Origin of the sequence: Pseudomonas sp. G166 (assembly GCF_037027455.2) — a bacterium.
Taxonomy (GTDB): Bacteria; Pseudomonadota; Gammaproteobacteria; order Pseudomonadales; family Pseudomonadaceae; genus Aquipseudomonas.
This window is the reverse complement of record NZ_CP146985.1, coordinates 479,685-495,032: the sequence shown is the minus strand read 5'-3', so window position 1 is coordinate 495,032 and position 15,348 is coordinate 479,685. Positions and strand designations below refer to the sequence as shown.

The 15,348-nt window shown below is 62.2% G+C and carries 13 protein-coding genes; 2 read left to right on the top strand and 11 right to left on the bottom strand.

The annotated features are described in order from the left end of the window. The first annotated feature begins 14 nt into the window (after window positions 1-14). Window positions 15-4,094 carry a DUF6543 domain-containing protein gene (locus tag SGN16_RS02180; RefSeq protein ID WP_335943771.1) on the top strand — a complete coding sequence of 1,360 codons (4,080 nt, stop codon included), beginning with the start codon at window positions 15-17 and terminating at the stop codon, window positions 4,092-4,094. 96 nt (window positions 4,095-4,190) lie between these two features. On the opposite strand, the gene SGN16_RS02175 is transcribed toward SGN16_RS02180, so the two are convergent. Next, window positions 4,191-5,087, bottom strand: coding sequence for a LysR family transcriptional regulator (locus SGN16_RS02175; RefSeq protein WP_210642494.1), 897 nt, complete (start codon window positions 5,085-5,087; stop codon window positions 4,191-4,193). A gap of 225 nt (window positions 5,088-5,312) precedes the next feature. Between SGN16_RS02175 and SGN16_RS02170 the strand changes: the two genes are divergently transcribed. Next, a complete protein-coding gene (locus SGN16_RS02170) occupies window positions 5,313-6,488 on the top strand; it encodes an MFS transporter (RefSeq protein WP_335943929.1) in 1,176 nt (391 codons plus the stop codon). A 22-nt stretch (window positions 6,489-6,510) separates the two neighbouring features. Here the strand turns inward: SGN16_RS02170 and gspM are convergent, their stop codons facing one another. From gspM to gspD, 10 genes are read right to left on the bottom strand one after another with little or no spacing between them, the layout of a single operon-like run. Further along, on the bottom strand, window positions 6,511-6,957 hold the full coding sequence (gene gspM / locus SGN16_RS02165; protein ID WP_210642492.1) for a type II secretion system protein GspM: 447 nt from the start codon (window positions 6,955-6,957) through the stop codon (window positions 6,511-6,513). Then, on the bottom strand, window positions 6,957-8,060 hold the full coding sequence (gspL, locus tag SGN16_RS02160) for a type II secretion system protein GspL (protein ID WP_335943770.1): 1,104 nt from the start codon (window positions 8,058-8,060) through the stop codon (window positions 6,957-6,959). Before gspL ends, gspM begins: the two co-directional genes overlap by 1 nt. After that, the gene (locus SGN16_RS02155) at window positions 8,061-8,906 is read right to left on the bottom strand and encodes a type II secretion system protein GspK (protein WP_335943769.1); all 846 of its coding nucleotides are present in this window, start codon (window positions 8,904-8,906) and stop codon (window positions 8,061-8,063) included. After that, window positions 8,903-9,436, bottom strand: coding sequence for a type II secretion system protein GspJ (locus SGN16_RS02150; RefSeq protein ID WP_335943768.1), 534 nt, complete (start codon window positions 9,434-9,436; stop codon window positions 8,903-8,905). The genes SGN16_RS02155 and SGN16_RS02150 overlap by 4 nt, the downstream gene beginning before the upstream one ends. After that, a complete protein-coding gene (gene gspI, locus SGN16_RS02145; RefSeq protein ID WP_210642488.1) occupies window positions 9,429-9,815 on the bottom strand; it encodes a type II secretion system minor pseudopilin GspI in 387 nt (128 codons plus the stop codon). Before gspI ends, SGN16_RS02150 begins: the two co-directional genes overlap by 8 nt. Next, the gene (gene gspH / locus SGN16_RS02140; RefSeq protein WP_210642487.1) at window positions 9,808-10,275 is read right to left on the bottom strand and encodes a type II secretion system minor pseudopilin GspH; all 468 of its coding nucleotides are present in this window, start codon (window positions 10,273-10,275) and stop codon (window positions 9,808-9,810) included. The genes gspI and gspH overlap by 8 nt, the downstream gene beginning before the upstream one ends. Window positions 10,276-10,277: 2 nt before the next feature. Continuing rightward, window positions 10,278-10,733 carry a type II secretion system major pseudopilin GspG gene (gene gspG / locus SGN16_RS02135; RefSeq protein ID WP_210642486.1) on the bottom strand — a complete coding sequence of 152 codons (456 nt, stop codon included), beginning with the start codon at window positions 10,731-10,733 and terminating at the stop codon, window positions 10,278-10,280. 3 nt (window positions 10,734-10,736) lie between these two features. Next, entirely contained in the window at window positions 10,737-11,945 is a 1,209-nt protein-coding gene (gene gspF, locus SGN16_RS02130) for a type II secretion system inner membrane protein GspF (RefSeq protein WP_335943767.1), read from the bottom strand. A gap of 4 nt (window positions 11,946-11,949) precedes the next feature. Continuing rightward, window positions 11,950-13,422, bottom strand: coding sequence for a type II secretion system ATPase GspE (gene gspE / locus SGN16_RS02125; protein ID WP_335943766.1), 1,473 nt, complete (start codon window positions 13,420-13,422; stop codon window positions 11,950-11,952). Next, complete coding sequence (gene gspD / locus SGN16_RS02120; RefSeq protein WP_335943765.1) at window positions 13,419-15,347, bottom strand: type II secretion system secretin GspD; 1,929 nt, start codon at window positions 15,345-15,347, stop codon at window positions 13,419-13,421. Before gspD ends, gspE begins: the two co-directional genes overlap by 4 nt. Window position 15,348 lies beyond the last annotated feature (1 nt).

Below are 15,348 nucleotides of genomic sequence, written 5' to 3'. Positions count from 1 at the left end.
CTCAGGAAGAGAACATGCTGGAGAAAACCCCATTACAGACCGCTAGCGCCCTGCTGGTAAACCAACTCAATGCCTCGCAGCAACAGATGATCCGTCTGAACGACGCCGTTCCGCGCGCCTCGAAGGTGGCTGCGCGGCACTTGAATGACTGGTTCAGCAAAGCCTTCCCCACCCTGACGAACAAGCTGGCAGTCAACGAAATACTCGTGTGCCGGCTGCAGGACGAAGCCGCCCCCCAAGCTGAGGGCACAACCGACGCGCCGGCATTTAAACGCAAGGTGGCGGAAACGGTCCCCCTCGACAGGCTTTTCTGGCGTGCGGTGGCAGGAAAGATCAACGCGCACGAGTTCTTCGACGAATTGGGCAATATCGACATCGTCACCGATCTGATCGGCGTCACGGATATGCCGGCAGCCCTGAATAGCCGTGACGCCAAGCAAACAATCAAGCAGCTGATAAGCATCACTCCCGCGTCGTATGAACGACTGCTGGCGCGGGCATTGGACAACTTCTGGGACAACCCACCCGACCCTAGCCAGGACCGCAGTGTCAGCGAATGGCTGGCCGATGAATTCGGTAGGCAACTCAAGGCACAGGCCGATCTGCACCAACTGGACGGAACACTCAGCCTGCCGCTGCACAAGGCCGTGACGAAACAGGCGCTGTCGGCACCGGACGCGACAGATCGCGACAGGCTGGCGGAGCGTGACCGGCCCGGGGTCTATGGGCTGAGTATCACCCCCGAAGGATGGGGGTTCAGCGTGCCGGTATCGGGCGCCGTTGCGTTGACCCAGCGTGACAATGTCGACTACCCGGGAAGCGCGCTGTTGTACAGCCCGGGTAAGCCGCTGGAGGTATACGTCGACCTGGCAGCGCTGAAAGCCAGTCTGGAGATGGACGATGACGTTCAGTATGAAGTGACCACCGCCCCCATCGCCGGGGACTTCCTTGCCCACCTGGTTACGGACCTGCGAGCGGCGCAAAAAACCGCCGTCAGCGATGCGCTGCTGAACGGGCCGGGAGAAGATGAGAAGATCAATACCTGGATAGACAGGATCGATGCCGCGGCGAACGTCAAGGATAGGCTGGACCTGGCGGGCGCCATGGACGAGCGCGCGTTACGGCTGTACCAGAAAAAACTGGACGACTGGCTGCACGCCAACCCGCACGTGATCGGCAGCGACCGCGTGGCCTGGTGGAACGCGCTGCAGGACTTGCAGACATCCCTGGCGGATACCCCTCCCCCGCCAGATCCCGTGACACTGGCTTCCCTTGACGCCCTCCGGGACCGGACCCGCGCGCTGCTCGCCGGGTTCATCAAAGACAAATACGCCCCGGTCGATCCTGAGCAGGTATCCCTGTGTATCCGCAGGCAGACCCTCGACCCGCACGCACCGACGGGCGAGTCGCCGTTCGGGTCTGGTGTATCCCGAGGCAACGTGGAGGCGATATTCGATGACTGCCGGTCCATGACGGAATGGGCGATGGCCAACCTGACGCCGGACGAACGCAATGCTGCGCACCACACCGAAGAGGGACCGCTGAGCTTTGCGCAGATCGTAGAGGTCATTGAAAGGACAAACGTGGGTACCCGTATCCCACCCGCGTTGCGGCTTGCGGCCCGGGAGCGCCAGGCCGAATGGATGTCCCTCAAAGCCAAACAAATGCGGGCGCAAGCCTGGGCCGCGCATATCTCGGGCGACTTTACCCACGACAAGGACAACACCGGCCTGAACCTGGTGCTGGCAGCGTTGGACAGCCCGACGCCCGAGGCACGCCGCAAGGTCAACGGGCACGAGGTGGCGGTCCGGCAGATCCAGTGGGGCGACAGCGTGCTGAAAGAGCTGCTGGTCTTCGGCGTCAGGAAACTCTCCAGCCGGCCTTCATTGACGCTGTACACGCCGGGCGCGCCGGACGCAAAAGTGTTCAGGGACATCCACGCAGGAAGCGAAAGGGAGTTGGAAGCGGTCCTGGTCCAGACACTCATCAGTACGCTGGAAATGACCCGCTGGCTGATTTCACAACTGCCGCTGATGGAACAAGCCGATCAACTCGCCAGCCTGGTGCCAGCAGCGGAAAACCTGACGCTCAACGAGAAGATAAAGAAAGTCACGCAGTCCACCTTCTCATGGATAAAGCATCGGGTTCAGGATGATTTCGCGTTGAAGGTCGCCTCCCCCGTGGTGAAAGGCGACTTGCTCAAGGCACTGCACGAAACCCAGGTCACCCACGCGCTCAAGACGGCTGACGCGCTAACGGTGACGAACGCCGAGCGCAACAGCGCAGCGGCCCAGGAGGGACGCAGGAATGGCATCACGTTGCTGACGGGGGCGATGGCCATGTTCTACGCGGGCCGCCTGGGCGGGGTATTGGGTCGCGCGATTCTGCCGGTGATGGCTGGAGGCGCCGCAGTGTCGGCAATAAAGGACGAGGGTGGCAGCTTCAGCCAGTGGACCAGTGACTTCATCAGCGGGTTGGGAGAGGTCATGGCTGAGGCCGGGCAGGATCTGATCATGGCCCGCGCAGCTCGACGCCGAAGCAAGGACCGACCAGAACTGTCGTCCCTGCCACGCATGCCTGACCCGGAGCTGGGACCGTTCCTTCTGAAAGGCTTTGACGGCAAAGGGCTGATACCCGAGGGTCGTAACCTGTTCAGGGACGCGGGTGGACAAGGCTATTTAAAGCTAGGGAGTGGCTACAGTAAAACCGCGATACAAGCGGGTGAACGGATTATCTATGCGTCGAACAACCGTACTCATCAACTGCCCGTGACTTGGAAAAATAACCGATGGCAGATCGAAGAGCCAAAACGGCTGCTCGGTGGCGGAATCATACAAAGTCTATTCGGCCGGACGCCGGAAACCCCGCAACAGAAAACCTACAACGCATTGGTAGAAGGCTTACTGGTGGACCATCGCTGGCCGCCTCGGGAAGTGGTGGATCAGGTAAAGAAGATCATCCACTCAATGCCCGAAGAGCTGGCCGAGCGCATCCTGCGTGAGAGCATGAATGACATCCACGTGCGCGACATCGACACTTATCTCTCCCGAATAAACCAGATAAAGATAAACAAAAGACTCCACGGCCTCGCGCAACATAAAAACCCCCACGAAAGCCTGATGTACAAATTCAACGTATGGCAGGCCGTCGACTACTGCACCCGGGACATCAGCGCAGAGGAAAGAGGGATCGTGCTTACGCCCCCGCAAAAAATAAAAATATTCGACATGACCCTGCCGCTCAAGAAAGAGCTTTTCGACAGCGAAGGCGACTTGAAGATGATGATGTCCTCCTTGACAGACAACCTCACCGGCGCCTTATTCATCACCATCACCCCTCAACAGGGGCGAAAGAAAGCCGCCATGGATAAGATCCAGGGCGATATTCATGACGTGATCGAAGTCGCGGAAAAACGCTTCTGGGCCGAGCTGGGCGACCTGTACTCAGGGGAGGGACCCGAAGTAGAAGCCGCCAGGGAGAAATACAAAGGAAATCCGGAAAACCTCCTGGAATATAAAAATAAAAAGTACAGCGCCTTCAGGGACGAGATGAAAAAAAGACGCATACCCGGACTCCTGACGGAAATCCGGAATAATAAGATTCCTTATGTCATCGCCAACAAAGGCAAGTCGCAGCGAAAGACCTTATTAGTCACCGGTGAGGACATCACCAACTTCACGAAAAACCTCTCGAACTACGACACGTTCGATATCGAAGTCGTGACCCAGGTCCCGACGAAAAAGGTCCCTGGCAAGTCACCGACCACCAGCACTGCGCCGGTACTGGCAGAAGCATCCACCGCAACGGAAAAATTTACGGTGAGCCTCAGCACACTGGCAGAAACCCAGATGTCATATGACAACTTTCCCGAAGCGGCCAGAGCCAAGGTGACAGAAATCATGGATGACATTCGAGCCGGCAGAGCCACGACAAAACGAATCAACAAATATTACTGGTACGACATGGCCCAGCTATCCCCCGGCAGTGGCAGAGGCGCATGGCGCGCGGCGTTTGAACGCAAGGGCGATACCTGGACCCTCCAAGGGTTTTATGATTATCACGCCAATAAGCCTGCGACGGTTTGGGAGGGCTAAGGAATACGGTAAATAGTTCGAAGAAGGGCGCCTCACGGCGCCCTTCACAAACAGGCTGACTTGTCGCACATCATGTCCAATTGACTCGGCACCAGCTCAAACATCAGCCGTACTTTTAGTCAGCAACTCCACAAACGCCTTCGCCATCGGCGAACGCTGGTCCTTGCGCTGTACCAGCCACACCGCCGACACCGCCGCCGGGTCGAGCAGCGCTCGATAGACCACGCCGTCGATACGCATGCGCTGGTAAGACGCCGGCAGGACCGAGACGCCCAGCCCCGCCGCGACCAGGCCGATGATGGTCATGGCTTCGCCGGCTTCCTGGGCGAAGTGCGGGCTGAAGCCGGCATCGCGGGCCAGGCTCAGGAGTTGCGCGTAGAGACCGCTGCCGTAGCTGCGGGGGAAGAATACGAAGGGTTCCTGGGCCAGCGCTGAGAGAAACAGGCCCGCTTCGCTGCCCTGGGCCAGGGGATGCTTGGAGCTGAGCACGGCCACCAACGGTTCGCGGCTGAGTTCGATTTCCTGCAAGGAGTCGGGCAGTGGAAGCGGGCGCATGATGCCCACCTCGATCGCTTCGTCCACCAATGCATCCGCGACCTGGGTGCTGCTCATTTCCCGCAGGTTCAGGTGCACGGCTGGAAAACGTTGGCGGAACGTGAAAATCGCTTGGGGAATGGTCGAGTTGAACGGCGCCGAGGAAGTGAAGCCGATTTTCAGCTCGCCCAATTCCCCCAGTTGGGCACGGCGAGCCACGTCGGCGGCCTTGTCGACCTGGACCAGCACCCGCCGCGCCTCTTCAAGAAACAGCCTCCCGGCCTCGCTCAGTTCGACCCGACGATTGGTGCGCTCGAACAGCCGCGCACCGATCTCCTGCTCCAGCGCCTGGATCTGCTGGCTCAAGGGCGGTTGGGAGATGCCCAGGGCCAGGGCCGCGCGGCCAAAATGCAGCTCTTCGGCCACGGCGATGAAGTAACGCAGATGACGCAATTCCATGGGCAATCCAATAGGTCGCAGAACGTCTTAAACAGGTCGAACAATATATTGGATAGAAACATTAGCCGGCTATATGCTTTTTTCATTGCCTGCCTGCCTGGCCGTGCTCGTTCGAGGTCCACCGTGAAAACAGCTGTCGCTCCACTGGCCCATGAAATCCCACCTCGTGTGCAGGATGATGTCGTCGCCGAATTGAAGGACATCTACATCGAGAAAGGCACGCCGATGTTCATGCGCACGGTGCTGGCGCTGTTCAGCGGTGGCTTTGCGACATTCGCCTTGCTGTATTGCGTGCAACCGATGATGCCGCTCCTGTCCAAGGAGTTTTCCATCAACGCGGCGCAGAGCAGCCTGATCCTGTCGGTGGCGACCGGCCTGCTCGCCATCGGCCTGTTGATCACTGGCCCGATTTCCGACCGCATCGGCCGCAAGCCGGTGATGGTCGCGGCACTGTTCGCGGCCTCGGTGTGCACGATTGCCAGTGCCATGATGCCGACCTGGCAAGGCGTATTGGTGATGCGCGCGTTGGTGGGCCTGTCGTTGAGCGGGTTGGCAGCGGTCGCGATGACCTACTTGAGCGAGGAGATCCACCCTAGGCACATCGGCCTGGCGATGGGACTGTATATCGCCGGCAACGCCATTGGCGGGATGTGCGGGCGCCTGATCACCGGGGTTTTGATCGATTTTGTCAGCTGGCACACCGCAATGCTGGTGATCGGCGGCCTGGCCCTGATCGCCGCCGCGGTGTTCTGGAGGATTCTGCCCGAGTCACGCAACTTCCGGCCGCGCTCGCTGCACCCGCGCAGCCTGCTGGACGGTTTCACCATGCACTTTCGCGATGCCGGCCTGCCGTTGCTGTTTCTCGAAGCCTTCGTGTTGATGGGCGCGTTCGTGACGCTGTTCAACTACATCGGCTACCGCCTGCTGGCCGAGCCTTATCATCTGGATCAGGCCTTTGTCGGGTTGCTGTCAGTGGTGTACCTGTCGGGTATCTACAGCTCGGCGAAAGTCGGTGCGCTGGCAGACAAACTCGGTCGGCGCAAAATGCTCTGGGCAACCATCGCGCTGATGCTGGCCGGCCTCGCGCTGACCATGGCCACGCCACTGTGGCTGGTGGTCCTGGGCATGCTGGTGTTCACCTTCGGCTTCTTCGGCGCGCATTCGGTCGCCAGCAGCTGGATCGGCCGCCGCGCCCTCAAGGCCAAGGGCCAGGCATCGTCGCTGTACCTGTTCAGCTATTACGCCGGGTCGAGTGTTGCGGGTACGGCGGGCGGCGTGGCGTGGCACCTGGGTGGGTGGAACGGTGTCGGTCTGTTCATCGGCACGTTGCTGGTGGTGGCGTTGCTGGTGGCGGTGAAACTGGCGAAGTTGCCGTTGTTGCCGGGGAATGTGCAGGTTTAGCCATCACCCATTCACCGGTCGATCATTGACGCAACATCACCCGTGCCTCCAACACACGATTACGTGCCTCCAAGGTCAGCGACTGCAGCGCCGCGCCCTCCTGTTCACGTTGATTCAACCAATGGAGCAACTGATTGGCATCGCCACTGACGGCCAGTCGCAACGAATCGCCGTCGACCTCCATCTCGGCGATGTCCAACCCCGCCGCAGTCGCACTGTCATTGACGCGCACCGACAAAGGCTGTGTCGTGGCAGCCGTATCCCGGGCGGGCTCGGCGCGTTGGATCCGGGCGTGCAGCTCGGCCTGTTGGCGATACTGGCGCTCGGCAACCTCCAGCCGTTGCCGTGTGGGTTGCCAGATCGAGGTGTAGGCCACGACTATCAGCAACAGCACGGCGAGGCCCAGCAACAATCCTTGCTCGCGGCGTGACACCCTTCCCCAGGCCCGTTTCAGGCTATTGAAGTTCATCAACTGTTCTCCAGCGTGAGGGTGGCCTGCACTCGGTTGTTTTGTTTGCTGGCGCTGCCCAGGGAAACGGGCAGTCCGTTTTGCTGGCCGCGCTCACGCAGTTGCTCAAGCTCGACGAAGCTGTTGGCCGTCAGCTGGACTTTCCAACCTTCGTTTTCCCGAAAGTCGATGCGCTGCACTTCGACGTTGGTCGCGCCAATGACCTGTTCTGTCAGACGGACCAGACGCGCGACCTGGGTGTCCTGGCTTTGCCCACGGCGACTGTGCAACGCCTGGAACTGCGCTGCCAGATCGACGATCCGGGTTTGCTCGGGATACAGCGACCTGAAGCGCTGCTCACTCTGAACGTACAGGCGCCGGGTTTCGCTTTCCAGAAAGCGTACACGGGCTTCGCTCAATGCCCAGGTGAGCAATAACAATCCCAACGCGGTAACCGCTACGCCACGCCACGGCAATGGCTGGCGACGTCGACGAAACTCGCCCTGCAGCAGGTCGATAGGGTGTCCGCCAACGCTGAGCAACCACTCATCGATGCCTTCGCGATCACGTCCCTCGTCCAGCCAGTGGATGTCCTCGGGCAACTCAGGCTTGAGCGTTGCCATGGCCCGGGCCGACAACGACACCCGTGCCGCCAGCGCTCCGCCCAACAGCCAGCGACCGAACCAGCGCACGGCGAAAGCCTTGTCATCGGGCAGCAGGTCGGCGTCGACATGCATCGCGCGTACATCGAGGCCTAGCTCGGCCAATAGCGCCAGCATCGCCTGGAACCGAGAGCGCCCGGTCACCATCAGCGGATAGCACTGCTGACGGTCCCGTTCGCCGACGCTGATGTGCAACGTCTCCAGGTTTTCACTCAACTGTTCTTCGATGGCGAACGCCAGGGCCTGGGGTCGCGGCTGGCGTCGAGAGGGCCACGGATCGCTGCGCAGCCAACTGCACATTTCCATCGGCAACAGCACGTCGACGACTCGCCCGTGCAACTCGCGGGCGGCTTCATGCAAGGGCAGGTAACGCCGTTCGCCCGTGGGCGACCACACGCAACACGGCCAGTTGGCGCAAGGCGCCTCCATGCCGTCGGGCGTCAGGTAAAGCCAGGTTTTCATCTAAGGGCGCTCACTGGGGCTGATGGGTAAAAAACGACGCTGATTCACCGTCCAGCGTCCGCTAACGGGGTCGCGCTCAATGTCCGAGACCAGGCGCAGACGGCTGCCGGCGCGGGTCACGCTCACGGTGATTCGGAACCAGCGGCTGCTCACGCCCAAGCCATGGCTGCCGACGCCCACCCCGGACAACAGCGGGTCATTGGTAAAGGCCTGCACGCTGGCGTAGGGCGTGTGGGAACGCTGGTTGACCAACGCCTTGGCCGGCCCCTCTTCCATGCCGTACAGGGTCATCAGTAATAGTTGCGGGGCGGTGTTGATATTCAGCTTCGCGTCCTTGGGCAGCAACACCACCCAAGGTTCCAGGCGCCGCAGCGTCTGGCCGTCGAAGCCCGGCAAAAGGCGCAGTTGACTCAACTCCTGCACCACTCCGACCTGGGGCAACGACAGCGCGGGCAAATCCAGCAACGCCAACAATCGCGTCCAACGGCCGAGCGTGATTTGATCGGTTTGGCCCTGGACCAGTAACGCGTTGAGGTTCAGACGCCCGGACAAATCCTGGATATCGATGTGAATCTCGGCGTCTTCCCTCTCGAATGCAGGCTTGAGCCGGGCCCAATCCTGGCTCAGGTCTACCGGCCCGGACGAGGTTATCGCGCTGCCTTCCAACACCGCCTGCGCCCAGGCTTCAGCGGCCAGCCCCATTTGACGTAGCTGGACGTACTGCAACTGCTGGGCGCTGCTCTGCAACAACAGGCGATGGCTGCGCAGCATGCCGGCAGTGAGCAGCAGCGCCAGGCTCAGGACCAACAACACACTGATCAGCGCCACGCCCCGTTGTCGGTTCACGGCAACGCTCCAGGCAACAGCAGCACACGGCGGATCTGCCGGAAACGCCCCGTGGAAATCACCAGTTCCAACGCCAGCGGCGCATTGCCGCGCACGGTTTCGCCGTGCCAGCCCCGTTGCACATCGAATACACGCCAGCTCAGGCTACGTACGTCCTCGAGCAATTTATGCGGTTGCACGATGACCGGCCCTTCACCGCGACTGTCGCGCCACAACACCGCGCCCTCGAGTCGATAGCTCACCGTTTGCCGCTCGCTGCGTGGCTGGTCCAGTGGATTGGGCCAATGGCTACGCTGCAATTGCAGGCGCCCTGACGCGAGCACGATGGAATCGGCAACGACCTGCCACGCATCCCGCTCGATGACTCCCACGGCGCGCTGCAAGGCCCTGACTTCACGCTCATGTTGACCGGCGCCCTGCTGGGTACGCACGACACTGTCGAACAGGCGCCAACTGGCCAGGCCAAGCAGGGCAAAAATGGCGATGGCGATGACCAGTTCCAACAAGGTGAAGCCTGACTGCCTATTCATGATGGTTGCGGATCCATCCGGTAGTGCGGTGCACGACAGTTGGGCCTCCGGCCCGGCTGACCTGGATCTCGACCTGAAGCAGGCGCGGGTCGCGGGCCGGGGCGACACGCTGTTGCAAGATCCAGTCGCGCTGATCCAGGTGCCGAGCCAGGCGCTGTTGACCAAGCGGCGTAGCGGCTTGCAGACGCAGCTCGCTGAGCTGGTTGTCCGCCAGCCAGGCACCGAACAGACGGTCCTCAAGCCCGGCGCTTTGCTTGAGCACGAACTGGCTGGCCGACAGCACCGCAGCCGCCAACGTGGCGAAAATCGCCAGCGCGATCATCACCTCCAACAACGTGAACCCCTGGCAATCGGCGGCCAGCTTGCGAGCGTCATTCATCGATCAGCGGCTCCGCCAAGCCATCACTCACGACCTGGGAAATAGTCTGGCCTGCGACTTTGATGAACAACCTGAACGCACTGATCTCGTCACTGCTGAGCATCAACAACTGTGGCGGGCCTTGGGCATCGTCAAGCGTCAGGAGATGGCCATCCTGCTCCAGCCCAAGCGTCAGGCTTTCAGGCAGCCGATGCACTGCCGACACCGCTGTCCAGCCCAGAGACTCAAGTCGCAATGCCTGATAGCCACGTGGCTGTAGGCGCACCCCGTACTCCTGCCCATCCAGTACCGCGCGTTCGCGCAGTTGCTGCACCACACGGATGAAGTCCTGGGCTTGCTGTCGGGCCTCACGCGTCGGGCTCGGGCCGATAGCCAGACTGACCATGCCCACCACCACCCCGATCAACACAATGACAACCATCAGTTCCAGCAAGGTGAACCCCCGAGAATGACGGCCCATGTTCACTCGGCCCAATTGCCGATGTCGGCAGCAAAGCCCTCGCCGCCTGGCACGCCGTCGGCGCCCAGCGAGTACAGGTCATAGCCGCCATCGAGTGACCTGAGGCCGGGGTTGAGGAACTGGTACGGCGTGCCCCAGGGATCGATCGGCAAGCTTTTCAGGTAACCCTGGGGGTTCCAGTTCTTTGCCACCGGCGTACCGGACGGACGCTTGCTCAGCGCCTCCAGGCCTTGCTGGGTCGAAGGGTAATGAGCGTTGTCGAGACGGTACATTTCCAGAGCCGTGGCAATCGCCTGGATGTCGGTGCGAGCGGCGGTGACCTTGGCTTGATCGGGCCGGCTCATGAACTGCGGCACGACAATGGCGCCGAGGACACCGATGATGACCACCACCACCATGATTTCGATCAGGGTGAAGCCGCGCTGAGGACGGGCCGGTCGATTGTTTTCAAGTTTCATGGGTCAATTCACCAATTGGTTGAGGCTCAAGATAGGAAGCAGAATGGCCATGACGATCAGCAGCACGACGCCGCCCATCAGCACCAACATGGCCGGTTCGAAAAGGCTCACCACCAGCGCGATGCGCGCCGCGAGGCTGGCCTCCTGTTGTTCGGCGGCCCGGGCCAACATGCTGTCGAGTTCGCCGGCGCGTTCGCCGCTGGCAATCATGTGCAGCATCAGCGGCGGGATATCCCCGCCGAGCTCCAGGGCACGGGTCAGGGTCCCGCCCTCGCGCACCGAACGGGCGACGTCGGCCATGCGCGCGCGAATGGCCAGGTTGCCGATTACCTGGGCGGCGATGTGCAGGGCCTCCACCAACGGCACTGCGCTTTTGCTCAGGATCGCCAGGGTGCTGGCGAAGCGAGCAGCTTCCATCGCCCGCAGCACCTCGCCCAACAACGGCAACCTGAGCAGCAGGCGATGCCAACGCAGGCGCCACACCGGTTGGCGCAGGCTCCAGCGCCATAGGCCAAGCAGCCCAGCCAACGCGCCGAGCAGCAGCAGGCCATAGCGGCGCAAGCCATCGCTCACCGCGATCAGCGCCTGGGTCAGCCAAGGCAACGATTGGCCGCTGTCGACGAAAATCTTCACCACATCCGGCACCACGTAGCCCAGCAGGAACGCGACAATCGCGACGCAGGCCAGCATCAGAATCAGCGGATACACCAACGCCAGTTGAATGCGCTGGCGCGACGCCTGGCGCGCCTGGGTGTAGTTCGCCAATTGCTCCAGCACCTGACCCAAGTGGCCGGATTGCTCGCCGGCCGCAACGGTGGCGCAGAACAGCTCGGGAAACGCCTGGGGAAAGGCCCTCAGCGCAGTCGCCAACGCGTGGCCTTCCATTACACGACTGCGCACCGCCGACAACAGATGGGCAACGCGGCGTTTCTGGCTCTGTTGCGCCACCGCACCGAGTGCTTCCTCGAGGGGCAGGCCGGCCTGGATCAGGGTGGAAAGCTGCAGTGTCAGCAACGCCAGATCAGCCGGACTCAGACGCCCCCCAGCAGGCCGGATGCCGATGGTTCGCGACTCCCCGGCTTCGCGCAGCTCGCTGGGCAGCAAGCCGCGCTCGCGCAACAACTGACGAGCATGCCGGGGGCTGTCGCCTTCCACCCGGCCCTTGCAGCGTCGGCCCTGGGCATCTTCGGCCCGGTAGTCGAAGGTCGGCATGACGCTAATCCTCCTGGGTGATGCGCAGCAGTTCATCGACGCTGGTCAGGCCTTCGAGCACCCGCTGGCGCCCGTCCTGGAACAGACTGCGCGAGGTCTTGCGTGCCTCAGAAGCCAACGCCTGCTCGGTGGCCCCCTGATGAATCAGCTGCGACAACCCAGCGCCGACATTCACCAGTTCATAGATACCCAAGCGCCCGCGATAACCTTTCTGGCATTGATCGCAGCCTTGGGCCTTGAACAGCCGTGGCGCGGCTCCGGCTTCAAGGCCCAGGCGCAGACAAGTGGCGGCGTCGGCCACATAGGGCGTCTTGCAGGACGGGCACAAGGTCCGCAACAAGCGCTGGGCGACGATGCCGGCCAGGGACGAGGCCAGCAGATACGCATCCACGCCCATGTCCACCAGCCGCGTGACCGCGCCGACGGCGGTATTGGTGTGCAGGGTCGAGAGCACCAGGTGCCCGGTCAGGGACGCCTGGACGGCGATTTCGGCGGTCTCGCGGTCGCGGATTTCACCGACCATCACCACGTCCGGATCCTGGCGCAAAATGGCCCGCAGGCCGCGGGCAAAGGTCATGTCGACTTTCGGATTGACCGGCATCTGGCCGATCCCCGGCAGGTGATATTCGATCGGGTCTTCGACGGTGAGGATGTTGCGGCTCTGGTCGTTGATGCTGCTGAGCGCCGCGTACAGGCTGGTGGTTTTCCCCGAGCCGGTGGGCCCGGTGACCAACACAATGCCATGGGGCTTACCGAGCAACTGGCGCAGCCCCGCCAGGGTGTCGTCGGGCAGGCCCAGGCGTTGCAGGTCCAGGCGCCCGGCCTGCTTGTCGAGCAGACGCAACACCACGCGCTCACCATGGGCCGACGGCAAGGTCGAGACCCGCACATCGACTTCGTGCCCGGCCAGCCGCAAGGCCATTCGCCCGTCCTGGGGCACGCGCTTTTCGGCGATGTCCAAACGGGCCATGACCTTGATCCGCGACACCAGCAGGTTCGCCAGCTCACGGCGCGGGCGCAGCATTTCCTGCAACTGACCGTCGATGCGCATGCGCACCGACAAATAGTGCTCGAACGTTTCCAGATGCACGTCGGATGCGTGTTCGCGAACCGCTTCGCTGAGCAGGGCATTGATCAGCCGAATGATCGGCGCATCGCCCTGCTGCTCCAGCAGGTCGGTGGTCTGCGGTACTTGATCGGCCAGGCTGAGCAGGTCCAGTTCCTCGTCCAGGCCTTGAGCAACCTGCTCGGCGGCGCGCTGGCCCTGGCGATAGACACTGGCCAGGCGTGTGGCGAACTGTGCCGCGTCCAGGACCTGGATCGGCAAGTCCCGACCACACAAGCGCCGCACTTCTGCCACGGCGGTTAGTGGTGTATCACCGCGCATCACCAGGCTCGAGGCCGGCCCCTCACCTTCGAGCAGCACCCCAAAACGCTTGGCAAAACCAAAGGGCAGCAAAGCCTGCGAATCACTCACGAGTCACCCGGAGACTGTTGGCGCGAGTCGCTCGCCGCTGCCTCGGTAGACGACTCGAACAACTGGCGGGCATCGCGGGGCAGCAACAGCGAATTGTTTTTCCGCGAGCCCGGCTTGCTCAGTTCCCGTAGCGCGTCGTAGCGCTGGCGGCTGACCTCGGCCAAGTCTTCATTGCTGCGTACGATGGTGGGACGCAGGAACACCATCAGGTTGCTTTTGGTCTGGGTGTCGCGATTCCAGCGAAACAGCGCCCCCAGGTACGGGATACTGCGCAGCAGCGGCACCCCGCTTTCCTGGGTGCGGACACTGTCGCGAATCAGGCCGCCGATCACGATGATCTCGCCGTCGTCCGCCAGGATCGTGCTTTTCAAGGCCCGCTTGTTGGTAATCAGGTCCGAGGAGTCCACGCCGGAGACAGACGGCGCAATGTCCGAGACTTCCTGCTGGACTTCAAGGCGCAAGGTAGACCCCTCGTTGATGTAGGGCTTGACCTTGAGGCTGATGCCAACATCCTTGCGCTCCACGGTGGTGAACGGGTTGTCCGCACCGCTGCTGTTGGTGGCGTAGGAGCCGGTCTTGAACGGGACGTTCTGGCCAACGATGATTTCCGCTTCCTGGTTATCCAGGGTCAGCAGGCTGGGGGTGGACAGCAGGTTGCTGCGGGTATTGCTCGCCAGCGCCGACACCAGCGCACTGAAGCGATCACCGCCCAGGCGCAGAAGCCCGCCTTCGGTCGACTTATCCAGCTTGTTGACGTCCATGCCGCCGATGATCGGGATGTCGGTTCCCGGAAAATTGATGAACCCGGTCGCGTCGCCGCGGTTGAGGCCCCACTGCACCCCCAGTGCTTCGGCAATGTCCCCGGAAATCTCGACGATGGCCGCGTGGATAAGCACTTGGGCGCGGGGTTGGTCCAACTCGCGAACGATGTTTTCGATGGTCCGTACCTGGGCCGGTTCGGCGATCAGCACCAGGGCATTCTGGCTTTCGTCGGCCTTGATCATGAATGAGCTGGCGGGGGCACTTTCCCGCAGGCCAGTCGGCGCTGGTGCATTCCTCTTATCCTGCCCGACGACTTCCAGCACCTCGGCCAATTGCTTGGCATCGCTGTGGCGCAGGCGAATGACCCGCGCGTTGTCCTGGGAAGCGGTGGCGGGGACATCGAGGGTCCGGGCCAGGTCGACCAGGCGCTGACGCACCGCTGGCGCGCCAATGATCACCAGGCGATTGCTGCGGGCGTCGGCGATCACCAGGCCCGCCGTATCGCCCTCGCGCTTGCCCCCGGAGGCCTCCATGACCGGCGCGATATCCACAGCCTGGGCATGGCGCAAGCGCACCACCACATGATTGCGGTTGCGCCCCGAGTCCAGCTGCCGCACCACTGCAGTGATGCGCTGCACATTGGCGGCCGTATCGGTGACCACCAACGCATTGGACGATACCGATGGCCCGAGGTAACCATTGGCCGACACCAGCGGCCGGACCAGCCCGGCGATATCGGCGGCAATGCTCGATTGCAGCTCGATGACGCGGGTGACGAACTGCGACGGCGTGGCGCTTTTCGGGTCGCTGACACCAGCGCGGGTCTTGGCCTCGCTGACCGGCGTGATCAGGATTCGCTCGCCTTCATCGATCACGGTGAAGTTGTGCGCATCGAGTACCGAATAGAACAATCGACGCACACCTTCGCGGTCCAGCGCCTGGCGGGACATGACGCTAATGCGCCCCGACACCTTGGGATCAAGCACCACCGTCTTGCCCAGAATCGCCGAGATTTCCTCGACCACGTCGCGCAGTTCGGCATTGTTCATCGCCAGTTGCCATTTGGCCTCCTCGGCCCGCAGCGAACCAGGTAGTGTCAGCGGGCAAGACACGGCGAGACAGAACAGGACGCGCGATACGCGGCCCCGGATGAAGCTGTTCATG

Bases quoted from the DNA above. Each gene is read 5' to 3' on its own strand.
- SGN16_RS02175 (WP_210642494.1), bottom strand. From the start codon at position 5,087: ATGGAATTGCGTCATCTGCGTTACTTCATCGCCGTGGCCGAAGAGCTG.
- gspH (WP_210642487.1), bottom strand. From the start codon at position 10,275: ATGGGCCGTCATTCTCGGGGGTTCACCTTGCTGGAACTGATGGTTGTC.
- gspL (WP_335943770.1), bottom strand. From the start codon at position 8,060: ATGAAAACCTGGCTTTACCTGACGCCCGACGGCATGGAGGCGCCTTGC.
- gspF (WP_335943767.1), bottom strand. From the start codon at position 11,945: ATGCCGACCTTCGACTACCGGGCCGAAGATGCCCAGGGCCGACGCTGC.
- SGN16_RS02150 (WP_335943768.1), bottom strand. From the start codon at position 9,436: ATGAATAGGCAGTCAGGCTTCACCTTGTTGGAACTGGTCATCGCCATC.
- gspG (WP_210642486.1), bottom strand. From the start codon at position 10,733: ATGAAACTTGAAAACAATCGACCGGCCCGTCCTCAGCGCGGCTTCACC.
- SGN16_RS02170 (WP_335943929.1), top strand. From the start codon at position 5,313: ATGTTCATGCGCACGGTGCTGGCGCTGTTCAGCGGTGGCTTTGCGACA.
- gspI (WP_210642488.1), bottom strand. From the start codon at position 9,815: ATGAATGACGCTCGCAAGCTGGCCGCCGATTGCCAGGGGTTCACGTTG.
- gspD (WP_335943765.1), bottom strand. From the start codon at position 15,347: ATGAACAGCTTCATCCGGGGCCGCGTATCGCGCGTCCTGTTCTGTCTC.
- SGN16_RS02180 (WP_335943771.1), top strand. From the start codon at position 15: ATGCTGGAGAAAACCCCATTACAGACCGCTAGCGCCCTGCTGGTAAAC.
- gspM (WP_210642492.1), bottom strand. From the start codon at position 6,957: ATGAACTTCAATAGCCTGAAACGGGCCTGGGGAAGGGTGTCACGCCGC.